This is a genomic window from Prochlorococcus marinus str. NATL2A, from assembly GCF_000012465.1.
GTDB lineage: Bacteria > Cyanobacteriota > Cyanobacteriia > PCC-6307 > Cyanobiaceae > Prochlorococcus_B > Prochlorococcus_B marinus_B.
Window position 1 is genome coordinate 869819 of sequence record NC_007335.2, and the last position, 20708, is coordinate 890526.

15 protein-coding genes are annotated in these 20708 nt (G+C 31.3%); 11 read left to right on the forward strand and 4 right to left on the reverse strand.

Annotation, left to right across the window (positions count from 1 at the left end; genetic code table 11):
* Nucleotides 1-58: 58 nt before the first annotated feature.
* Nucleotides 59-622, forward strand: a complete 564-nt coding sequence (gene hemJ / locus PMN2A_RS04580; protein WP_011293863.1) for a protoporphyrinogen oxidase HemJ — start codon at nucleotides 59-61, stop codon at nucleotides 620-622.
* Nucleotides 592-1287: a PHP domain-containing protein gene (locus PMN2A_RS04585; RefSeq protein WP_080502530.1), complete on the forward strand. Its 696-nt coding sequence runs from the start codon at nucleotides 592-594 to the stop codon at nucleotides 1285-1287. Before hemJ ends, PMN2A_RS04585 begins: the two co-directional genes overlap by 31 nt.
* Here PMN2A_RS04585 and cobN read toward each other — a convergent pair.
* Nucleotides 1276-5064: a cobaltochelatase subunit CobN gene (gene cobN, locus PMN2A_RS04590; protein ID WP_011293865.1), complete on the reverse strand. Its 3789-nt coding sequence runs from the start codon at nucleotides 5062-5064 to the stop codon at nucleotides 1276-1278. The genes PMN2A_RS04585 and cobN overlap by 12 nt on opposite strands.
* A 71-nt stretch (nucleotides 5065-5135) precedes the next feature.
* Between cobN and PMN2A_RS04595 the strand changes: the two genes are divergently transcribed.
* Nucleotides 5136-6050: a branched-chain amino acid transaminase gene (locus tag PMN2A_RS04595; protein WP_011293866.1), complete on the forward strand. Its 915-nt coding sequence runs from the start codon at nucleotides 5136-5138 to the stop codon at nucleotides 6048-6050.
* A 63-nt stretch (nucleotides 6051-6113) separates the two neighbouring features.
* A complete protein-coding gene (metH, locus tag PMN2A_RS04600; RefSeq protein ID WP_011293867.1) occupies nucleotides 6114-9662 on the forward strand; it encodes a methionine synthase in 3549 nt (1182 codons plus the stop codon).
* Nucleotides 9663-9696: 34 nt separating this feature from the next.
* On the opposite strand, the gene PMN2A_RS04605 is transcribed toward metH, so the two are convergent.
* Nucleotides 9697-9924: a hypothetical protein gene (locus PMN2A_RS04605; RefSeq protein WP_011293868.1), complete on the reverse strand. Its 228-nt coding sequence runs from the start codon at nucleotides 9922-9924 to the stop codon at nucleotides 9697-9699.
* 515 nt (nucleotides 9925-10439) lie between these two features.
* Here PMN2A_RS04605 and PMN2A_RS04615 point away from each other — a divergent pair.
* Nucleotides 10440-11276 carry a DUF4922 domain-containing protein gene (locus tag PMN2A_RS04615; RefSeq protein ID WP_011293869.1) on the forward strand — a complete coding sequence of 279 codons (837 nt, stop codon included), beginning with the start codon at nucleotides 10440-10442 and terminating at the stop codon, nucleotides 11274-11276.
* A 379-nt stretch (nucleotides 11277-11655) separates the two neighbouring features.
* Nucleotides 11656-12699 carry a molecular chaperone DnaJ gene (locus tag PMN2A_RS04625; protein WP_011293871.1) on the forward strand — a complete coding sequence of 348 codons (1044 nt, stop codon included), beginning with the start codon at nucleotides 11656-11658 and terminating at the stop codon, nucleotides 12697-12699.
* A 713-nt stretch (nucleotides 12700-13412) separates the two neighbouring features.
* Here the strand turns inward: PMN2A_RS04625 and pheT are convergent.
* A complete protein-coding gene (gene pheT / locus PMN2A_RS04630) occupies nucleotides 13413-15887 on the reverse strand; it encodes a phenylalanine--tRNA ligase subunit beta (protein ID WP_011293872.1) in 2475 nt (824 codons plus the stop codon).
* A gap of 115 nt (nucleotides 15888-16002) precedes the next feature.
* Between pheT and rpmG the strand changes: the two genes are divergently transcribed.
* From rpmG to lptC, 5 genes are all read left to right on the forward strand, one after another.
* Entirely contained in the window at nucleotides 16003-16200 is a 198-nt protein-coding gene (gene rpmG, locus PMN2A_RS04635) for a 50S ribosomal protein L33 (RefSeq protein WP_011293873.1), read from the forward strand.
* A gap of 25 nt (nucleotides 16201-16225) precedes the next feature.
* Complete coding sequence (rpsR, locus tag PMN2A_RS04640) at nucleotides 16226-16447, forward strand: 30S ribosomal protein S18 (RefSeq protein ID WP_011293874.1); 222 nt, start codon at nucleotides 16226-16228, stop codon at nucleotides 16445-16447.
* A gap of 32 nt (nucleotides 16448-16479) precedes the next feature.
* Entirely contained in the window at nucleotides 16480-17754 is a 1275-nt protein-coding gene (locus PMN2A_RS04645) for a ribonuclease catalytic domain-containing protein (protein WP_011293875.1), read from the forward strand.
* Between the two features lie 67 nt (nucleotides 17755-17821).
* A complete protein-coding gene (gene metG / locus PMN2A_RS04650) occupies nucleotides 17822-19372 on the forward strand; it encodes a methionine--tRNA ligase (RefSeq protein ID WP_011293876.1) in 1551 nt (516 codons plus the stop codon).
* Nucleotides 19372-20031 (forward strand): LPS export ABC transporter periplasmic protein LptC, encoded by a 660-nt coding sequence (gene lptC, locus PMN2A_RS04655; RefSeq protein WP_011293877.1) that lies wholly within the window; start codon nucleotides 19372-19374, stop codon nucleotides 20029-20031. Before metG ends, lptC begins: the two co-directional genes overlap by 1 nt.
* Here the strand turns inward: lptC and PMN2A_RS04660 are convergent.
* Nucleotides 20017-20634 carry a cofactor assembly of complex C subunit B gene (locus tag PMN2A_RS04660; RefSeq protein ID WP_011293878.1) on the reverse strand — a complete coding sequence of 206 codons (618 nt, stop codon included), beginning with the start codon at nucleotides 20632-20634 and terminating at the stop codon, nucleotides 20017-20019. The genes lptC and PMN2A_RS04660 overlap by 15 nt on opposite strands.
* Nucleotides 20635-20708 lie beyond the last annotated feature (74 nt).

Sequence of the window (20708 nt, forward strand, 5' to 3'; positions counted from 1 at the left end):
TAATCTTTATTAGAGTAATGTATAGAGTGATATGAACGTACCTAACATTTGATTTAGTATGAATTTTTCGCCAGAGACATATTTATGGTTTAAATCATTTCATATTATCGGCGTAGTTGTTTGGTTTGCAGGTTTATTTTATTTAGTTAGATTATTTATTTACCATGTTGAAGTACAAACTCAGAAAGAGGAAATTAGGGAAGTTTTTAATAAGCAATATACTTTAATGGAGAAAAGGTTAGCTAATATAATTACCACTCCAGGAATGGTATTGGCTGTTATAATGGCAACTGGTCTATTATATATGCAGCCTTCTTATCTATCGCAAGCATGGATGCAAGTTAAATTATTATTTGTATTATTTCTACTTATATATCATTTTTATTGTTATAGAATTATGAATCAATTAACTAATAATCAGTTCAATTTTAGTGGTCAGCAACTCCGAGCATTGAATGAGTTGCCAACACTACTGTTGGTAGTTGTTGTAATGCTTGTTGTATTTAAAAACCAATTCCCAACAAGTGCTGCAAGTTGGTTGATCTTTGGGTTAATACTTTTTATGGCGGCAAGTATACAATTTTATGCCAAATGGCGCAGGAACAAGAAACAACTTACTTAGTTAATATGATTAATAAGGATTTTCTTTGTATAAAAAATATAATCAAATCTGTTACTAAAGATAGTTGTCCAAATTCTATTAACTTTCATATGCATTCAACTTATAGTGATGGAAGTTTGTCTCCTATAGAAATCTATAATCAAGCTTTAGAACTAAATATTGATCATTATGCAATTACAGATCATCATTCAGTTGATGCATATCTTGAATTAGTTAAAATTATTGAATCTGATTATCTTGATAGTTCATTTTTTCCAAAACTTTGGACTGGTATAGAAATTACCTGTTTATTAAAAGGATGTTTAGTCCATGTTTTAGGGCTTGGATTTGATCCTAGCTCTAAACACTTATTACCTTATGTTGAACATAGATCTGCTATTGGTAATGAATTACTAGCATCAAATGTAGTTGATTCGATACACAATGCGAATGGAATTGCTGTTTTAGCTCATCCTGCAAGATATAAGCTTCCATTTGATATTTTAATTAATGAAGCATCAAAGCTTAATTTTGATGCTGTTGAAACTTGGTACAACTACGAAAGAGCACCTATTTGGATCCCGTCAGAGTTTATTTGCGATAAAATATTTGATTGTGCAAATTCTTATTCATTGTTATCAACATGTGGAACAGATACTCATGGATTATCTCTTTTAAGACGCTGATTTATTATTTCTTCTATTGGAATTAAATTTTTCAATTTTACTGTCTATATCAGATAAAGCAGATTTAATAGATGCTATTTCTTCATTAGTTGCATCTGTCCAAAGCTTTCGATTTGATGCTTCTAGTAGTCTTTCAGCGATATCTCTTAATGCCCATGGATTGTTATCAATAATAAATTTTCTTGTCTTTTCATCTACCAACCAATTATTTGCAATTGACTCATAACACCAGTTAGGAACAAGGTTAGTTGTTGCATCAAAAGAGAATAAATAGTCAAGGCTTGCTGACATCTCGAAAGCTCCTTTATAGCCATGTTGTTTCATTCCCTCAAGCCATTTTGGATTTAATAACCTACTCCTAACAACCTTATCTATTTCTTTTGAAAGTTTATGTATTCTTGGTCGTTGATATCTAGAATTATCTGCAAAATAAGCTTGTGGATTGTTACCACTAGTTTTCTTTACAGCAGAGATTAAGCCACCCTGAAATTGATAGTAATCATCTGAATCGAGTATGTCGTGCTCTCTATTATCTTGACTATGTAGTACTACTTTTACTTTTGATAAATTATATTCCAACCCTTTTTTGTCTTTAACAATATTGTTTGAACCTTCATATCGCCATTTACTCCATTCTATAAATGCATTAGCCAGTTCAGATTGATGATCCCATGAGCCATTATTGATAATTTCTTGCAAACCTGCTCCATATGATCCAGGTGCTGATCCATATATTCTTGAGTCGGTTTTTCCATTTCTATAAGACTCAGCAAGGGGATTAATTGCATTGGGCTCATTTAAGTTCCCAATAAGGTTTTGTCCTCTTCGTATTAATTCAATGATTTGTGGGAATGCATCCCTAAATAAACCAGATATTCTTAATGTGACGTCGACTCTGGGCCTATTTAAAACACTCATGGGAATGACTTCAACGTCCACAACTCTTCTTAAAGTTCCATCCCATATAGGCATTAGACCCATAAGTGCAAATAGTTGACAAATATCTTCTCCTCCATTTCTCATGGTTGAAGTTCCCCATATTGAAATAGCGAGATGTAAAAGGTGCTCTCCATTTTCTTGTAGGTAAAGATCAACTAATTTTTCAGCACTTCTTTTCCCTAGGTCCCATGCTGTTTCTGTTGGAATAGCTCTAATATCAACAGAAAAGAAATTTTTACCTGTCGGTAAGACCTCTAATTTTCCTCTTGTTGGGGCACCAGAAGGGCCGCTAGCAATTCTCTTCCCTTCCAATGCTTTAAGTAAATTAGTCTTTTCGGTTTTGGAACTTTTTAATAATCTAGGTAAAATATTAGTTATTAAATGATTTATAAATATATTTGGGTTTTCAATATCTAAATATTTTAGTAGTTTACTATCAAGTTCGATTTTATTTTTGACAGTGGTTTCGAGATTAAGTATATGTATACAATGAAACTCAATTATATACATTCCAATTTCATTAAACCAGTCAATTAGCTGCCCTACTTTTCTTGCATTAATAGAGGTATATTTTTTAAATAAATTAATATCTATTTGCGTTAAGTCCAAACTTTCTTCGTCTCTCCAGGGGTCTATGGTAAAACCTAAATCTTCAGCTAAACATTGTGATAAACCAGCGATATTCCCTGTAGGTACATTTGATATAGCCAACGTTAATTCAATTAGTTTATCCATACTTAGATTCACACCAAAGATATGAAGTCCTGTCCTTATTTGGGATTGTTTTAATTCACATAAATAACTTTCTGCAGTATCTATTATCTCTTGTATATTAATTTTTTTCATATCATCTTTAATTATATTTGGGTCAATACTTGGCCATGAATTTTTAATTAATAACTCTATAATCTTTTTTTCTAATAACTCATTTCTATTATCATTTATAAGTTTAGATTCATAATATTCATCAATTAGGTTCTCAATTTCTATTAACTCATTATAACTACCAGCGTGAGAAAGTGGTGGTGTTAAATGATCAATAATTATCGCGTGTGTCCTTCTTTTTGCTTGTGACCCTTCTCCAGGGTCATTTACTATAAATGGGTATATGTTTGGTACTGGTGGGCAAATAATAAATGGGAAACAATTACTACTTAAACCAACACCTTTACCAGGTAACCATTCAACGCTACCGTGCTTTCCTAGATGTATAATTGCATTTGCCTTAAATGAATGCGTTAACCAAAAATATTGCGCAATATATTTATGTGTAGGTGGTAGATCTGGTGAGTGCAAATCTGATAAATTATCTGATTCAAAGCCTCTACTTGCTTGAACTAATACAGTTATATTTCCTAGAGTAAATCCATTGATCGGGAACCCGCTTTCTTCTAATTGTTTTGAAAAATTTGGTTCTCCCCATCGTTTAATTAACTTTTCCTTTGCATTAGATTCCATTTTATTCCAATGGTATAAATAATCAACAAGGCTTAAATATGATTGGGGTTCGTTAGATATGGTTTCTTCAGAATTTGTCCTATAAGTAATTAACTTGTTAATTAGCTCTTTACTAGTTCGTGGCAAGGTGCTATCTCCTAAATAATATCCTTCATCTTTTAACCATCTCAAAAGGTACATAAGGCTTTCTGGTGTATCTAAACCAACTCCATTTGCAATCCTTGAATCCTTAACAGGATAATTAGCTATTACAACGGCAATTTTTTTATTGAAGTTACTTGATTTTCTAAGATAAACAAGATTTTTTATGTAATTAATACACCATTCAATATGTTTGCCATAAGGTTCTGTCTTATATACAGATATAGATAATTCATTATCTATATAGCTAAGATTTTTAAATGCAATTGGAACTGTACAAATTCGACCATCTACTTCTGGCAGAACAACTTGAATTGATAAGTCAATTGGATTTAAACCAACTGTTGATTTTTTCCATTCATTAACCGTCGAACTGGATATAAGTAGTTGATAGACAGGAACGTCTAATGTGTCCCATAGGCTATTTTTTATATTATCATTCTTATATTCAACTGATGAAAATGAAGTAGTAGTAATGATCGCTTCAATTTTTTCATTATCCAATAAATTTATTATCTCTTTCTGAATATCTTTTGACTTAAAACTAGTAATCCATACGATTTTGGCATTTATCTGATGTCTTTTTGATATTTCAACTATTGAGTCTGCTAATTCTGTGTTGCCTGATTGCAATAATGATTTGTAGAGAAATATAGCAATCTTAGGGTAATCATTATCTATCCATTTCCATTTGACTAAATCATCATGATATTCAATTAAATCTCTTTCTACTTTAATTTCCTCTAAACTTTTTAAGTTATCTAAAACCTTTAATAAGTAATTATAGTTTTTTAAACCGCCTTCATTTAATAGAAGTTGAATAAAATCAACTTGAACTTTTTTTATACTACTAATATCTTTAAGATCATTTGCTGTACTCTCTATGCCAGAGACTACTATTAATTGTCTATTAGGTTTCTCTAATTGCCATAAACTTAATTGTTCAAATCCATATGACCAATATGATCTTGATCCTAAAAACCTAACAATAACGATTTCTGCTGTGTTACATGTATTGGATATATAATGGTCAATTGATGCATTTGATGATAAATAAGCTATTGGTAAAGCCCTGATTTTATTTCTCCACTTTTTATTTTTAGGTTGCTTTAATACAGAGGATAAGCATGTTATGTCGGATGTAGCACTAGTTAAGAAGATAACTGGTGCATTTGGTTGTTCAATAAATGTAATTTCTTCTTGAGGATCATTCCCAGGAAGGCTGGCAATTCTATGCATTCATTTATTATGTGTAATTAGTGCAGTAAAACTAAAAATGCTGATTTTTTTTCATCCTAGCTCTAGCTTAAATGCATAATTTTCTTCCCTTCGCTTGGTTTGAGGGTCAATGTATTCCATTCAATGATGCAAAGCTATCAATAGCTACTCACGCTCTTCATTATGGAACTGCAGCTTTTGGTGGGATGCGTGCTATCCCTGACCCAAATAATAGTAAATCATTTTTATTATTTAGGGCAGATAAACATGCAAAAAGATTATGCCAAAGCGCTAAATTTTTGATGACTGAATTAGATGAGGATTTTGTATTAAACTCTCTAGAAACGTTTCTAGTCAAAAATAAACCTACTCAACCTGTTTATATAAGACCATTTGTATATACTAGTGATTTAGGAATTGCACCAAGATTACATAATATCGAAACTAATTTCTTTATTTATGGAATAGAATTAGGGGATTATCTTTCACCAGATGGTGTTACATGTCGTGTCAGTAGCTGGACCCGTCAGCAAGACAATTCACTTCCTCTGCGTGGAAAAATTAGTGGAGCATACATAACAAGCTCATTAGCTAAAACAGAAGCAGTAAAAAGTGGATTTGATGAGGCACTTTTACTTAATAGTCAAGGTAAAGTTAGTGAGGCTAGTGGAATGAACATCTTTATAGTTCGGAATGGTGATCTTATAACACCTGGTGTAGATCAAGATATTCTTGAAGGTATTACTCGTGCAAGTGTTATAGAACTTGCTAAGAGTAATGGAATAAATGTTATTGAAAGACCTGTAGATAAAACAGAGTTATTTATATCGGATGAGGTATTCTTAACAGGCACAGCTGCAAAGATAACTCCGATTAAAATGATTGAAACAACATTAATGAGTAAAGAAATGCCAACAATGAATTTACTCAGAGATAAATTAACTAAAATTACAGAAGGTTTAGTACCCGAATATGAGAATTGGGTTAAACGTGTGAATATAGATTAAAATCTTAATGTATAATTTATTTAGATTTATGTTTTTCATTTTTATAAGTAAAGTATATATTATATGACTCACTTTTTAGACTATCTAAACTCAGAGAAAAGGCCAATAATAGTCTTTGATGGTGCAACAGGCACGTCTTTACAAGATCAACAACTAACTGCAGATGATTATGGTGGTGCTTCTTTAGAAGGTTGTAATGAAAATCTTGTTTTAACCTCTGTCTCTAGTGTTGAGAAAGTACATCAGTCATTCTTAGAGGCCGGTTGTGATGTAATAGAAACAAATACATTTGGCGCAACTTCTATTGTTCTTGATGAGTATGGAATTGGAAACAAAGCTTATGAGATCAATTTCAAAGCTGCACAAATAGCAAGGAGTATTGCAAATAAATATCAAACAGCTGAAAAGCCAAGATTTGTTGCTGGTTCAATTGGTCCAACAACAAAGCTTCCAACCCTTGGTCATATCAGTTTTGATGAATTAAAAAAATCTTATCTTGAACAAGCTAAAGCACTGATTGAGGGTGGAATTGATCTTTTTCTTATTGAAACTTGCCAAGATGTTTTACAAATAAAGGCAGCTCTGCAGAGCGTAAATGAAGCAATAGGTGATGGAATTAAAATCCCAGTAATGGTATCTGTAACCATGGAAACTACAGGTCAGATGCTTATTGGTAGCGATATTTCTTCCATAACAACAATTTTAGAGCCTTTTAATATTGATATTTTGGGCCTTAATTGTGCTACTGGCCCAGAAGAAATGAAAGATCATATTAAATACTTATCTGAGCATTCACCCTTTCACATAAGTTGTATTCCAAATGCTGGACTTCCTGAAAATGTAGGAGGTAAGGCTCATTATCGATTAACCCCAATGGAACTTAAGTTCCAACTTAGTCATTTTATTAATGATTTAGGCGTTCAATTAATTGGTGGTTGTTGTGGGACGAGGCCAGAACATATAAAACAACTTTCAGATTTATCGCTTGAGCTTTTATCATCAGATCGTAGGTTGATTAACCTATCAAAGGAAAGATCTATAATTCCAGCTGCATCTTCAATTTATGAGTCAATTCCATATGAACAAGACAACTCATTTTTGATAGTTGGCGAAAGATTAAATGCAAGTGGTTCAAAAAAGGTAAGAGAACTTTTGAATATTGAGGACTGGGATGGTCTGGTTGGAATAGCAAAATCACAACTTAAGGAAAATGCGCATGTACTTGATGTAAATGTTGATTTTGTTGGAAGAAATGGCATAGAAGATATGTCGAACTTGGTTAAAAGATTAGTTAATAATATCAATTTACCTTTGATGCTTGATTCAACGGATTATGAAAAAATGGAGAGTGGTTTAAAACATGCTGGCGGAAAATGTATTTTAAATTCCACTAACTACGAAGATGGACAAGATAGATTTCATAAAGTGATTGATCTAGCTAAAGAACATGGTTCAGCAGTTGTAATTGGAACAATTGATGAAGATGGAATGGCTAGATCTGCAGAAAAAAAAGCCGAAATAGCAACTAGGGCTTTTAAGGATGCTACAAATTCTGGGTTGAAACCCTATGAAATTTTTTATGATCCTTTAGCTTTGCCAATATCTACAGGACTTGAGGAAGATAGAAAGAATGGTTTTGAAACGATTAAAGCTATTAAGTTAATTAAAGATCGACATCCACAAGTACATTTAATCCTAGGCATTTCAAATGTAAGTTTTGGCCTATCATCTAGTGCGAGAGTTGTCCTTAATTCTATCTTTCTAAATGAAGCAATTAAGGCTGGATTAGATTCGGCAATTGTTTCACCATCCAAGATATTACCTTTAAATAAAATTAGTGAAGAAGAGATAAAAATATGTTTAGATCTTATTTATGACAAGAGAATTATAGATAATAGTGTATGCACTTATGACCCCCTAACGACCCTAACTTCTTATTTTGATGACTCGAAAAAACTTCTAAATAATAGCTCAATTGATGAGGATATTAATTTACCTATTGAAGATAAGTTGAAGAATCATATTATTGATGGAGAAAAAACAAATCTACATTCAAATCTTGATTTAGCATTAAATAAATATAAGCCTTTGGTAATAATTAATGAATATTTACTAGATGGAATGAAAGTTGTTGGGGAATTATTTGGATCAGGTCAAATGCAATTACCTTTTGTACTTCAATCTGCAGAAACAATGAAATATGCAGTTTCATATTTAGAAGATTTTATGGATAAATCCGAGGTAAATCAATCAAAGGGTAAATTTATTATAGCTACTGTCAAAGGCGATGTTCACGATATAGGAAAAAATTTAGTAGATATTATTTTGTCGAATAATGGGTATGATGTTATTAATTTAGGAATTAAACAAGATGTCAATGCAATTATAAACGCACAAAAAGAACACCATGCCGATTGCATTGCAATGAGCGGTCTACTTGTAAAATCGACTGCCTTTATGAAAGATAATCTTAAAGCTTTAAATGAGGAAGATATTGATGTACCTATTATTTTAGGTGGGGCTGCATTAACCCCTAAATTTGTTAACCAAGATTGCGCAAGTGTGTACAAGGGCAAGGTTATTTATGGGAGAGATGCCTTCACTGATTTGAAATTTATGGACGCATATATGAAAGCTAAATTAGCTAATAACTGGAATAACAAAACAGGTTTTTCCGAAGGAGCTCCTGAGGGGATTACTATTGGAACTTATAAAAGTTCTAATTCAGATCCAAAAGTAATAAAAGAGAGTTTAGAGGTTAAAAAAGTTAACGACAATTCCAGATCAAAAGATATATCTTCAGTAAAATCTATTAAACCTCCATTTTTAGGCCCCAAGGTTTTACTTGAAAAAGATATTGATTTATCCAATGTTTATAAATTCTTAGACCGTAATGCATTATTTGCTGGACAATGGCAAATGAAAAGATCCAAGGACATGTCGGCTTCAGATTATAAGGAATTTCTTAAGAAAAAGGCTGAGCCAAAATTAGATTATTGGATGAATAAAATCATAAATGATAATCTTATCTCACCATCATTGGTATATGGATATTTTCCATGTGGGAGAGAAGGGAATTACTTAAATGTTTATGACACTGATCACAAATCTCTTTTAGGAAAATTTCTATTACCCAGACAAAGATCTGGAAAGAGATATTGTATCGCAGATTTTTATAATGACTTAGTAGATAATCATCCTTCTGATTATCTACCTATGCAGGCAGTTACAATGGGAGAAAAAGCTAGTGACTATTCCCATAAATTATTTAGCAAAGACTCTTATTCTGATTATCTATTTTTCCATGGTTTAACTGTACAATTAGCTGAAGCCCTAGCAGAATATATACACTCAATTATTAGAATAGAGTGTGGTTTTAAATATGAAGAACCAGATAATATTAAAGATATATTGGATGTAAAGTATAGAGGTTGTAGATACTCATTTGGTTACCCTGCTTGCCCAGAGGTATCTGATTCTAGAAAGCAATTAGATTGGCTAGATGCAGATAAAATTAATATATCTATGGATGAAAGTGAGCAACTGCATCCAGAACAAAGTACTACTGCAATTGTTGCATTACATCCAGTAGCTAAATACTTTGGTATTTAATTAATTGACTTAATTGTTTAAACTTTTAATTAATCTAAATATTATTTTCATCCATCGCCTCTAATACTTCTATCTGAAATTCTGCCATTGATTCTGAGTCACTTAAATCAATTCCTTCTCCAGCAGCATTTTGAGTTAACTCTTGAAAATGAAAAGCTCCTTCACCAGTGGCTAAAAATTCCATAGCAGAAGTTTCGCCGCTCTCTTGAAAAGCGTCACAAAGAGCCAAAAATGCTCCGTCTTCAGAAAAGTCCCAATCCATCGAGGACACATTACTGAAAGAGGTTTTAACTCCTTCCCCCCTGCTTACGTCAACCTAAACTGACAAGATTTTTAAACTTTTTTGCAAAATGATAAATTAGGAATCGTTTATTTTTGCTTCAGATCTGTTCCAGCACAAGCGTTTCTATATAATCATTGAACATAAAATATATTTTCAGAATTAAATCAATTTTTAATGCTTGCCAACAAAAGAATTTGTTCGCATAAATAATTTTTTTATTCTGGAATAATTCAAACCATACCCAAGACGCTAAATAGCCTGAAAGACCTTTTAGAAGGGCTGTAGAGCATCCAATCAAATGAAGACAGGTATTATGCCTTTCAGTCATTTGATCCTTCTCTGAGTTAGAAATAAGGAAAGATAAAAAATACTCTGCCGATTTTATTGAGATCAGATCCCTTGAAATTTAATTAGTTAATAAGTTTTGATTTGAACTTTAACTTTTTAGTAGTTAAATCTATAATAATCATATTAATGAATAAGGTCTATTGAAGGTGAAGAGCGAATTAATATGGTCGAAAGCTCTTGAAACCAGCAGAAAAGCTATTGATTGTGCAGCTGTTATTCCATTAGAAACTTATAAATATAAATCTATTAAAAAATGTTTTGACTTTGAATTGAGGTTTCTAAAAAGAACCTTTCCAAAAAATTTAATTGACTATGGTCCAAAGGCAAATCCCTTTATCCCTTGGGATAGAAGACTTGAAGTTCAGGCAGTAAATGATAATTACACTATAATTTTAAATAAATATCCTGTACAACTTGGGCATTTATTATTAATTAGTAATTATTGGAAACCACAAAATAGTTGGTTAAGTATCGACGATTTTGAAGCAATTGCCAAAGTTGATAACGATACAACAGGATTATGGTTTTTTAATAGCAGTAAGGATGCAGGAGCGAGCCAGCCTCATCGTCATTTTCAATTATTACGTAGGGATAAATATGAAAATATTTGTCCTAGATATGAATGGTTTTGTTCTTTACTAAATAATAGTGAAGGTTTTAACTCTGACATCAAACAATGTATTTCAATTAAACCAAGAAAGAGTAAATTAGATATAGATGCTCATGACTTATTTAATTCATACAAGTCAATGATTATTGAAATGGATTTGGGTAATATTAATAATGATGATAAACCATTAAAGCCATATAATCTTCTTATCACTGAAAAATGGATTTCACTAATTGTAAGATCAAAGGATAGGGCTCATGGTTTCGGTATAAATGCACTTGGATTTGCAGGGTACTTTCTTGGAACAAGAAGATCAGATATTGATATGTTAATTAAATTTGGTCCAGAATCTATTTTAAAAGATGTAATTTAAACTATAAAAAATATTTTTTAACTTTCTACAGTAGAGAGATTTGATTCAATTTGCTCCTCTAGCTTAGAAATAGAAGCTGATATTGCAGCAAGTTTCCTTTCATAAGATTCTTTAATCGATATTAACATATGTAATTTTTTAGTTTGAAAGAACTTTTTTCTTTTGCTCCAATCTTGATTAGAATTACAGAAGTCCATCTAGGTTAAATTAATTAAATTTACAATAGACATTAATTATAGCGAATGTGTATCAAGAGTGATTATTTAAAGAAGATCAAAGATTTTATTTTTTTTATATTGATTCTATTTATATAAATTCAAACGTATAGGAGTGTTGAGATTCAAAACCCTATTACTATAGTTTTAGTTTATGACTTGATGTGGCAGAAGCAGAAACTGAAGAGAAGAAGGTAAAAAGAATTTCAATTGACTTGCCAATTGAGTTAATAGAAGGTGTAGACCGTCTTCGTAAAGAGTGGGGACTAAGAAGTAGAGGACTTGTCTTTGCGAGGTTATTAGAAGTCATTTTGTCAAATGACTTAGAGGAAGATTTAACTAATAATCAACAACTAGAGCTTAACCAAAGTGCTAAGACTGACTTAGTAACAAACAATTATGATGAAATAGACAATAAGACTGAAGAAAAGGCAATTGTTATAGTTGGTGATAAGAATATTGAAATAAAGAATGTCTCAGTACTAGAAAATGATTTAGAAAATAACAATAAGAATAAAAAAGATCAGATAACATCTGGCATTGAACTACCTGGGTTTATTAGGAAACAAGCTACTAATCTTAAGAGAAGTTTAAGCAAGGACAAGTCTATAAAAAATATGGAGGACACATCAATTACTACTATTGATATAAACGATTTATTAGAGGCTAAAAATGATGCAGTAAAACATTGGATCTACCTTTACGGACAAAAACCCACAGATAATGTTCTTGAGGCATCAATGATTTGGCTAGCAAGAGATATATGGCCTAACGTCGATGGAACGGAAAATATTCCTTTCACATGGAGTGCTGCATGCAAAATGTTGAATTCATATTGCAAGGATTGGCACAATGAAGATTTGACGTTTGATCAAGTAATCATATTAGCTGGAGCATTAGAAGATCCATTCTCTACTAGAAACCTAAAAAGTAGAATTCCTACTCTCATTCGAAGATTCGTTAATAAATTTAAGCGAAGCAATAATGTGACTTCTTTTCAAACACTTGAATCAACCATGACCGTCCATGGAGCACTTAAATTATTAGGTTTACCCACAAAGGCCGGCTCTTCATTAACACTTTCTTTCATCAGGGAAGCATATAAAAATAAAGCATTATCTAACCATCCAGACGCTGGGGGCTCAAATGAATCAATGAGGAAGCTAAATGAAGCATATCAACTTTTAAAAGATCTATACAAAAATTGACGTCTAATATATCCCATGCAAGACTTACTATGAGTCTCATAACGCGTCTGGAACGAGTCAAGTAAGATAAGAATTTTTCCTTTTGAACGAATGCAATCTTTGTAAAAAAAATGGTGAGAAATTTGCTTTTATTACTTGTTTTTTCATGGTCTTTGTTCAGTTGAAATGACTACTACCATGTAAGCAACAAATTAAAATGCTTATTTATCCGTCCTTTTCAACCTAAAATCAATAAGAAAACTCTAAAAAAATATTAACTTACAAAATTACAGTCCAATTCCTGTCCATTTTAATTATCGAGGCTTAAATGTACTGCCGCAAAATGCTTTTGAGGTGTGCATAACTGCTTTATAGACAGTTATGCATAGATATCGATCAAAACATCTCTTGGATTTTCAACTCCTATATGTATTCTATGGATTTCCTTAGTTAAAAAAATTCTCATTAGTCTAATGTCAGTCCTATTACTAGTCCTGTATTGCGTCGCATTAAGGATCTTAGAGACTATTCTTAAGATGTTTTTGCAATTGAAATATAAAATTTTAAATATGAGTGATTTTTCATCAATGTATATTTTCAAGCAATAACAAAGACATCGATCTTCAAAAAATGTTTATTCTCTAAATATATTTTCTTAAAAAGCGGTGGTCTCGCAAGTCTTGTATTAGACTCTTTATTGGTCTAACTAAGAGACAAGGCTGATATTTCTGAGACTAACTTCTTAGTTCCGCTTTTATTTTTTCTTTAAGAGCATTTCTAATCTTTTCGTGTATTGGATTAATGTCTTTCTCTACTAATGTTTTTTTTGCATCTCTGTATCTGATTCGAAAAGCTTGGCTAATCTCATCCTCGGGCATTGAAGAGCCCTCGTAACGATCTATTAACTCTACTTTCTCTAATAATGGCCTTCCAGTTTTTTTAATTAGACCCATGATTTCTAAAGAGCTATATTTTTTTGAATGTATGAGGGCAATATCTCTTTCCATATAAGGAACAGTGGGGTAATCCTTGTAAATTCTTGTCCAATTTGTTTTCCTTGTCGCAGCTTTTATCAATGAATCAAAATCAAGGTTAAATAAATAAGTTTCCTTAATTAGATCAAATTTCTCAGACTGCGAAGGATGAATTTGACCAAAGAAGCCGATACTTTTGCCTTCAACAAATAATTCAGAAGTTCGGCCTGGATGCATAAAATCTTTTTCAGCAAGCTGCTTATCAATAGTCTCAACTCCAAGAACATCAAGAGATTGCTTAAGTTTGCCTCTTGCTTCAAAATAATCTAACGATAGTTGTTTTGACGCTCCGCCCCACTTACTAAGTCGTTTACTACCAGTCAATGCACCTGATAACAAATTAGTTTCAACAAAACATTCTTTATCTTTTTTGTATGTCTTTGCTATTTCAAAGATCCAACAACCTTCAGCTCCAAAAGATACGTTTCTCTGAAGTATTTTAAGATGTTCATCCCATACATTTGTTCTTAATCTACTTGTCTCTGATAGTAATGGGTTTTTAATCAATACAGCATTATCATCAGTATTTTCTGGACCAACAAGTGAAGAAGTAACTACCTCTTGAAAACCATTGTGGATGAAAGAATTTCGTAAACGTCTTTCAACTAACTTAGTGGGTGAAAGTACTCCTGGCTCAAGAGGATCTGGCATATTTGAATCAAAATTGTCATATCCAATTAGCCTCGCTATCTCCTCTATTAAATCAATTTCTCTTGTTAAATCAGATGATCTATAAGGAGGTACTTGAACATTCCAACCGGAATCATTTGAAGTAAGTATGAGACCAAGTTTTGATAAGAGTGTCTCAATCTCATCTTCATTAAGATATCGAAGTTTAGTAGAATTATTATTTACAAAATTACTATCAGAGCTACTTAATTTACCTAAGACGCTATTGATTTTATCCATTCTTAGATTAACACTAATACTTTTTTTCTTGAAATCAGTATTAACATAAGAAGATATATTGTCTCCTCCTAACTGAACAGAAATTAGTTCACTAGCTCTTTTAGAAACAGCAGTAGTCATATTTGACGATATTCCTTTTTCGTACCTACTACTTGCATCTGTCCTAAGACCTATTTCTCTACTGCTATTTCTAATTGAAGTAGGGGTAAATACAGCAGCTTCTAACCAAATCCTTGTTGTTTTATCACTTACAGAACTATTATTTCCACCTATAACTCCTGCTATTGCTATTGGAATATCGTCGCAGGTAATCAACTTTATCGTGGGATTTATCTTATATTCCTTTTTATCAAGTGCGACAAATAATTCACCTTGCTTACCATTTCTAATACCAAAATCATTTGGTTTAACCTTTCTACCAATTATATTATCTAATAGATCTGCATCAAAAGCATGTAATGGTTGTCCCTGTTCAAGCATTAAATAATTTGTTATGTCTACAACAGGATTTATACAATTTTGTTTTAATGAACTTAATTTATTAAAAATATTTTTATTTGTCTTTCCAGTATTGTCAATACTGTCTATATACGTAATTGAGTATATACAGTCTACTCCAATCGTTTCTTTATCACATATTTTTGGTTCAAATATATTAAAGTCTTCAATGTAATTTAAATTTGGTAATGTTAATTTTGAATTTGTTATTGTAGATATTTCTCGTGCAATACCTACCATTGACATACCATCAGGTCTATTAGCAGTAATAGCTAATTCAATTATGGTGTCATTCAAACAAAGGTAATCAACAGCATTTGAACCAATTGGTGGGATATTTGCTTCATTTTCTTCAAGAATTTCAATACCTTCATTACTACTTTCAATACCTAATTCTTCCAGCGAGCAAATCATTCCCTCGCTTTCAACGCCACGTAAATTAGATAATTTTATTTTTAGTGACTTTGAAGATAAATAAGCTCCAACCTTCGCCACTAGGACGTGAAATCCTGCTTTTACATTTGGTGCACCACAAACAATGCTCAACTTTTTGGGTAAACCAACATCTACAGAACAAACTTTTAGCTTTTCAGCATTTGGATGCGGCGTGATTTCCTCAACAAAACCAATAACAACATTCTTTGCTTGTTCTGATAAGTCTTCTAAAGATTCAACCTCAAAGCCTGTCATTGACAGCTTTTCAGAAAGCTCGTCAATATCATTGTTAAATTCGACAAGATCTTTTAGCCAAGAAACAGATACCTTCATGATTTGTTCTTACACGAGTTATACATAGGTGCTCAAATGAATTTATAAAAAAGGGTGCTTAGCCTAGTAAGATTGTACTTTGTTCCCAGACTCACCAAAGTTGAGCTAAGTTCATATGGCGAAAAAAGGTACCAGAATTGTGGTTACTTTAGAATGTACTGAGTCTAGAACTGTTCCTAGCTCAAAAAAACGTTCTGCAGGAGTATCTAGATACACCACAGAGAAAAATCGTAGGAACACTACTGAGAGACTTGAACTTAAAAAATTCTGTCCTGAATTAAATAAGATGACAATTCATAGAGAAATCAAATAATTGTCCCATACAAACTTTTAAAAAAATGACTAATTCACTATTTAAACAAAAGCTTTCTCCAATAAAGCCAGGCGATCCTATTGATTATAAGGACGTTGAATTATTAAAGAAATTTATTACTGATAGAGGAAAAATTTTACCTAGAAGACTTACAGGATTAACAGCTAAGCAACAAAGAGACTTAACAACAGCGGTTAAAAGAGCAAGAATTATTGCCTTACTTCCCTTTGTTAATCCAGAAGGATAGTTATATATTTTTAATATTCTATTAAAAATAGAATGGGCACAAAAATAATAGAAGATGAAATAAAAGATATAATATTCAGATCTAACACAAGTAATAATTTAAATTCTGCAGTTAAAGATCTTACCCATCTTAAAACATATACAATAGATGATTCTAAAACGGTAGAAATAGATGATGCAATTTCACTAGAACAAGTATCTGGTCAGAACAAGTTATGGATTCATATTGCATCCCCTGCCTCCTATATTGAATATCAATCAGGTATAGATGAAAAAGCAAGAAAACTTGTCTCAACTGTTTATTTGTCTAACAATACCTATTACATGCTTCCCAAAGCCTTAATAAATAATGTATTCAGCCTAAGTGATAAAGAAAAGAGAGAATCATTAAGCTTAGGTGTTATCTTAAATGATGACGGTAGTATTTCTTCTACTGAAATTGTTCAGAGTTTGATACAAGTAGATTATCGCTTAGATTTTATAGAAGCTGATGAACTTATAGATTATGCGCCAAAAGAAGAGATAGATTTAAGTCTTATATCAACAATTTTAGAAAGTAGAAAGAGCTGGAGAAAGAATTTAGGTTCAATTGAAATATTAGAATCTTATGGAAAAATAGTTGTTGAAGATAAGATTCCCAACATAAAAATAATTGATCCAACTTTATCAAGACAACTTATAAGTGAGGCTATGATCTTGTACGGAGATATTATTTCAAATTTTACTAAGCTAAATAAAATACCTGTTCCATATAGGGTTCAAGAACGCTCAGATAAAGTAAGTAATGATAATATTCAACTTTCTGATAATAAAATTTTATATAATTTTTTACTTAAGAAAACTATGGGTAAAACTTATTATTCTATAAATCCAATGCAACATGATAGTTTAGCATTAACTTCTTATTTACATGCTACATCTCCCATTAGAAGATATGCTGACTTGTTAGTTCACTATCAATTAAATAGATTTCTTAATAATAAAGTTCTCATATCTAAGGATGATGTTCAACAGATTATTCATGAGATTAATATTCAAGGAAGACAAAATATCATGAGATTTAGAGAAGATCAAAAATATTGGTTAGGTAAATGGTTCGAAAATAACACTTTTAATGAATATAGTGTGATATTGCTTAATTGGATAAATAGGTATAAAAATACTTGCCTTCTATACTTTGTCGATTATAATTTTTCTACAATATCCAATTTGCATTCAAAATTAAATATAAATATCGGGGACAATTTTAACGTAAAAAATACTAACCATGATAATAACGATATGAATAATTTTGAGATAATTCAATGATTAATATAAACTATAATCATTGAAGTGCAAAAGCCTTTAAAATATAATATAATAATCAGAATATGTAATGAATATGAAATACACAATTACAACACCACTATATTATGTTAACGACAAGCCTCATCTAGGTAGTTCATATACAACAATCGCTTGTGATGCAATAGCTCGTTTTGAAAGACTAAATGGAAATACTGTTCTTTTTCTTACTGGTGTTGACGAACATGGTCAGAAAATAGAACGTACTGCAGAAAGCAAAAACCTTGAACCTCAACTTCATTGCGATGAAATCACAGAAAAGTATAAGTATTTATGGGATAAACTAAATATTAGTTACGATCGTTTCGTTAGAACAACTTCTATTGAACATACATCTTTGGTCCATCAATTTTATTCTAAAGTTTTGAAATCTGATGATGTATACATGGGTAGGCAAAGTGGTTGGTATTGTGTTGGATGTGAGGAATATAAGGATGTTGAGGATAAAGATAAAAGTCCAATCTGCTCAATCCATAAAAAGGAATTAGAGTGGAGAGATGAAGAGAATTTATTTTTTAAATTATCAAAATATCAAGATCAAATTGAAAAATTAATTCATGTCGATGGTTTCATATCTCCGAAAAGTAGAAAAAATGAAATTATAAATTTTGTCTCTAAGGGCTTAAGAGATTTCTCAATTTCAAGAGTGAACTTAAAATGGGGAATAAATGTTCCAGGAAATAAGGATCACACATTTTATGTCTGGTTTGACGCATTACTAGGTTATGTTAGTGGATCTCTTAATGATCAATGCTCACCGGAACTAACCGAAAAATCGTTAAGTAATTGGCCTGCAAACATACATGTTATTGGTAAGGATATCCTCAGATTTCATGCTGTTTATTGGCCTGCAATGCTTCTGTCCGCAGGTATGAAAACGCCACGAAGTGTTTTTGGACATGGATTCCTAACTCGAGAAGGTCAGAAAATGGGTAAATCACTAGGTAACGTACTTGACCCCATTGAACTTCTGGAATATGGCGGGATCGATGCAATGAGATGGTATCTTCTAAGAGATATTGAATTTGGAGAAGATGGTGATTTTCAAATGAGAAGATTTGTTGATATCGTTAACAGTGATTTATGTAATACTATTGGTAATTTATTAAATAGAACAATAACGATGTCGAAAAAATGGTTTAAAGAAAATATCCCAATAGATAATACTTTATCATCTGATTCTACACTTAAAGTTAAATCAGAGACAAAGATAATCGAATATATGGAGTCATTTAAGGATAGTAATTTTAAAAGCTCAGCTAATGCAATAATAGATTTAGCCAATAGTGCAAATCTTTATCTAAATGATCGAGCACCATGGAAACTAATTAAGGATATTTCTAATAAAAATATTGTAGCTCTTGATATTTATTCTGTTCTCGAATCATGTCGGATTATTGGAATATTACTTAATCCAATCGTACCAAATTTAAGTAATAGAATATTAAAACAACTTAATATTGACACTTCAAATATAAATTTTAAAGATTCACTGCAATGGGGTTTATTAGATCCTAATAATGGATTACAGGATCCGACTCCTGTAATGGATAAGATTGAATTTAATGAGGACCCTAGATAGTGAAATCATTCAATATCTATTTACTATTTATACTTACTATATTTGCACTTTTAGGGTGTCAGAAATCTAATAAATCTACTGCAAAGATTGATAACAAAAGCTATATTAATGATTTTGAACTACTACAAGAAAATCCAAACAAAGAAACTAGTGTAAAAATTACTAGTCCTAAAGCCATAATTGATCCGACCATTAACGATATAGAAATATACGAAAGTTCAATTGATATACTGAATAGAAATGGAATTGACTTTCAAGTTAAATCTGGTAATGCAACCCTAAATAATTTATCAAATAATATAAGAGTTTTTAATAATGTATACATATCATTCCTGAAAGATTCATATTACAATATTACCACTAATTCATTTAATTGGGATTTAAATACCTCAGTTATAGATATAAGTAATCCACTTGCTATAAATTTAGAAAATACTAAGATAAATGCATCTAATGGATTTTATAATATCGACACCAGCCTACTAAAAATAGATAATACTAGATTTAATAGAAAAATAAGTAATTCTGAAGGTGTAGAGGAATATCAAGTAGAAATAAAATCTGACTTTGCTAAATGGTTCAAGAATGATAATAAATTAGTTTTCACATCGAATGAGAAACAGGTAGAAACAACTATTAAATTTCTACTTACTAAGTAGAACGTATAACTTATCAGACCATCCTGAAATCCATTTCTCATCTGAATTTGTAAATGATCTCTTTGACCAGCCTCCAACTATAGTTAGGCCCCTATTAGAGAGAGGATAAACAATCACTGCAGGTAAATCAGTTAAAACGTCATCAAATTCTTCTCTCCCTGGAAATAACTTTGTATTTACTAACGAAATAAGTCTTTTTTGATCAATAGCTCTATTACATATTTCTCCAGGTTTAAATTTATTATTTGATATTATGCCTCTTCTAAGTATAACTCTATTATCCCAATATATTAATATTGTACTTGCCGCTGTTGCAGTTAGTATTTGCTTGCTTCCCCATGCTAATTCATTTCTTTGATCTTCTGATAATTCATTGCAAAGTTCAAAACCTTCATTTCCATTCAACTTTACTTTTGAAGGTTGTTTAGGATTAATTTCGGTCCAGAGATATCCTATAGTTATTAATGCTATAGAAGAAATTCCAGATATAGTCTCTGCTCTAACTAGGCTTGGATTTACTTGATTAGTAGTAACAATGTTTATAATTGATAAAATTAATAGAAAAGCTCCAAATATAATAACTAAGCTTGAAATTTTATACATTTATAAGTTCTAAAAAATTAAAAAACTAGATATATTGAATATGTATTATACATTTCGATGTCAACTTTAATTTT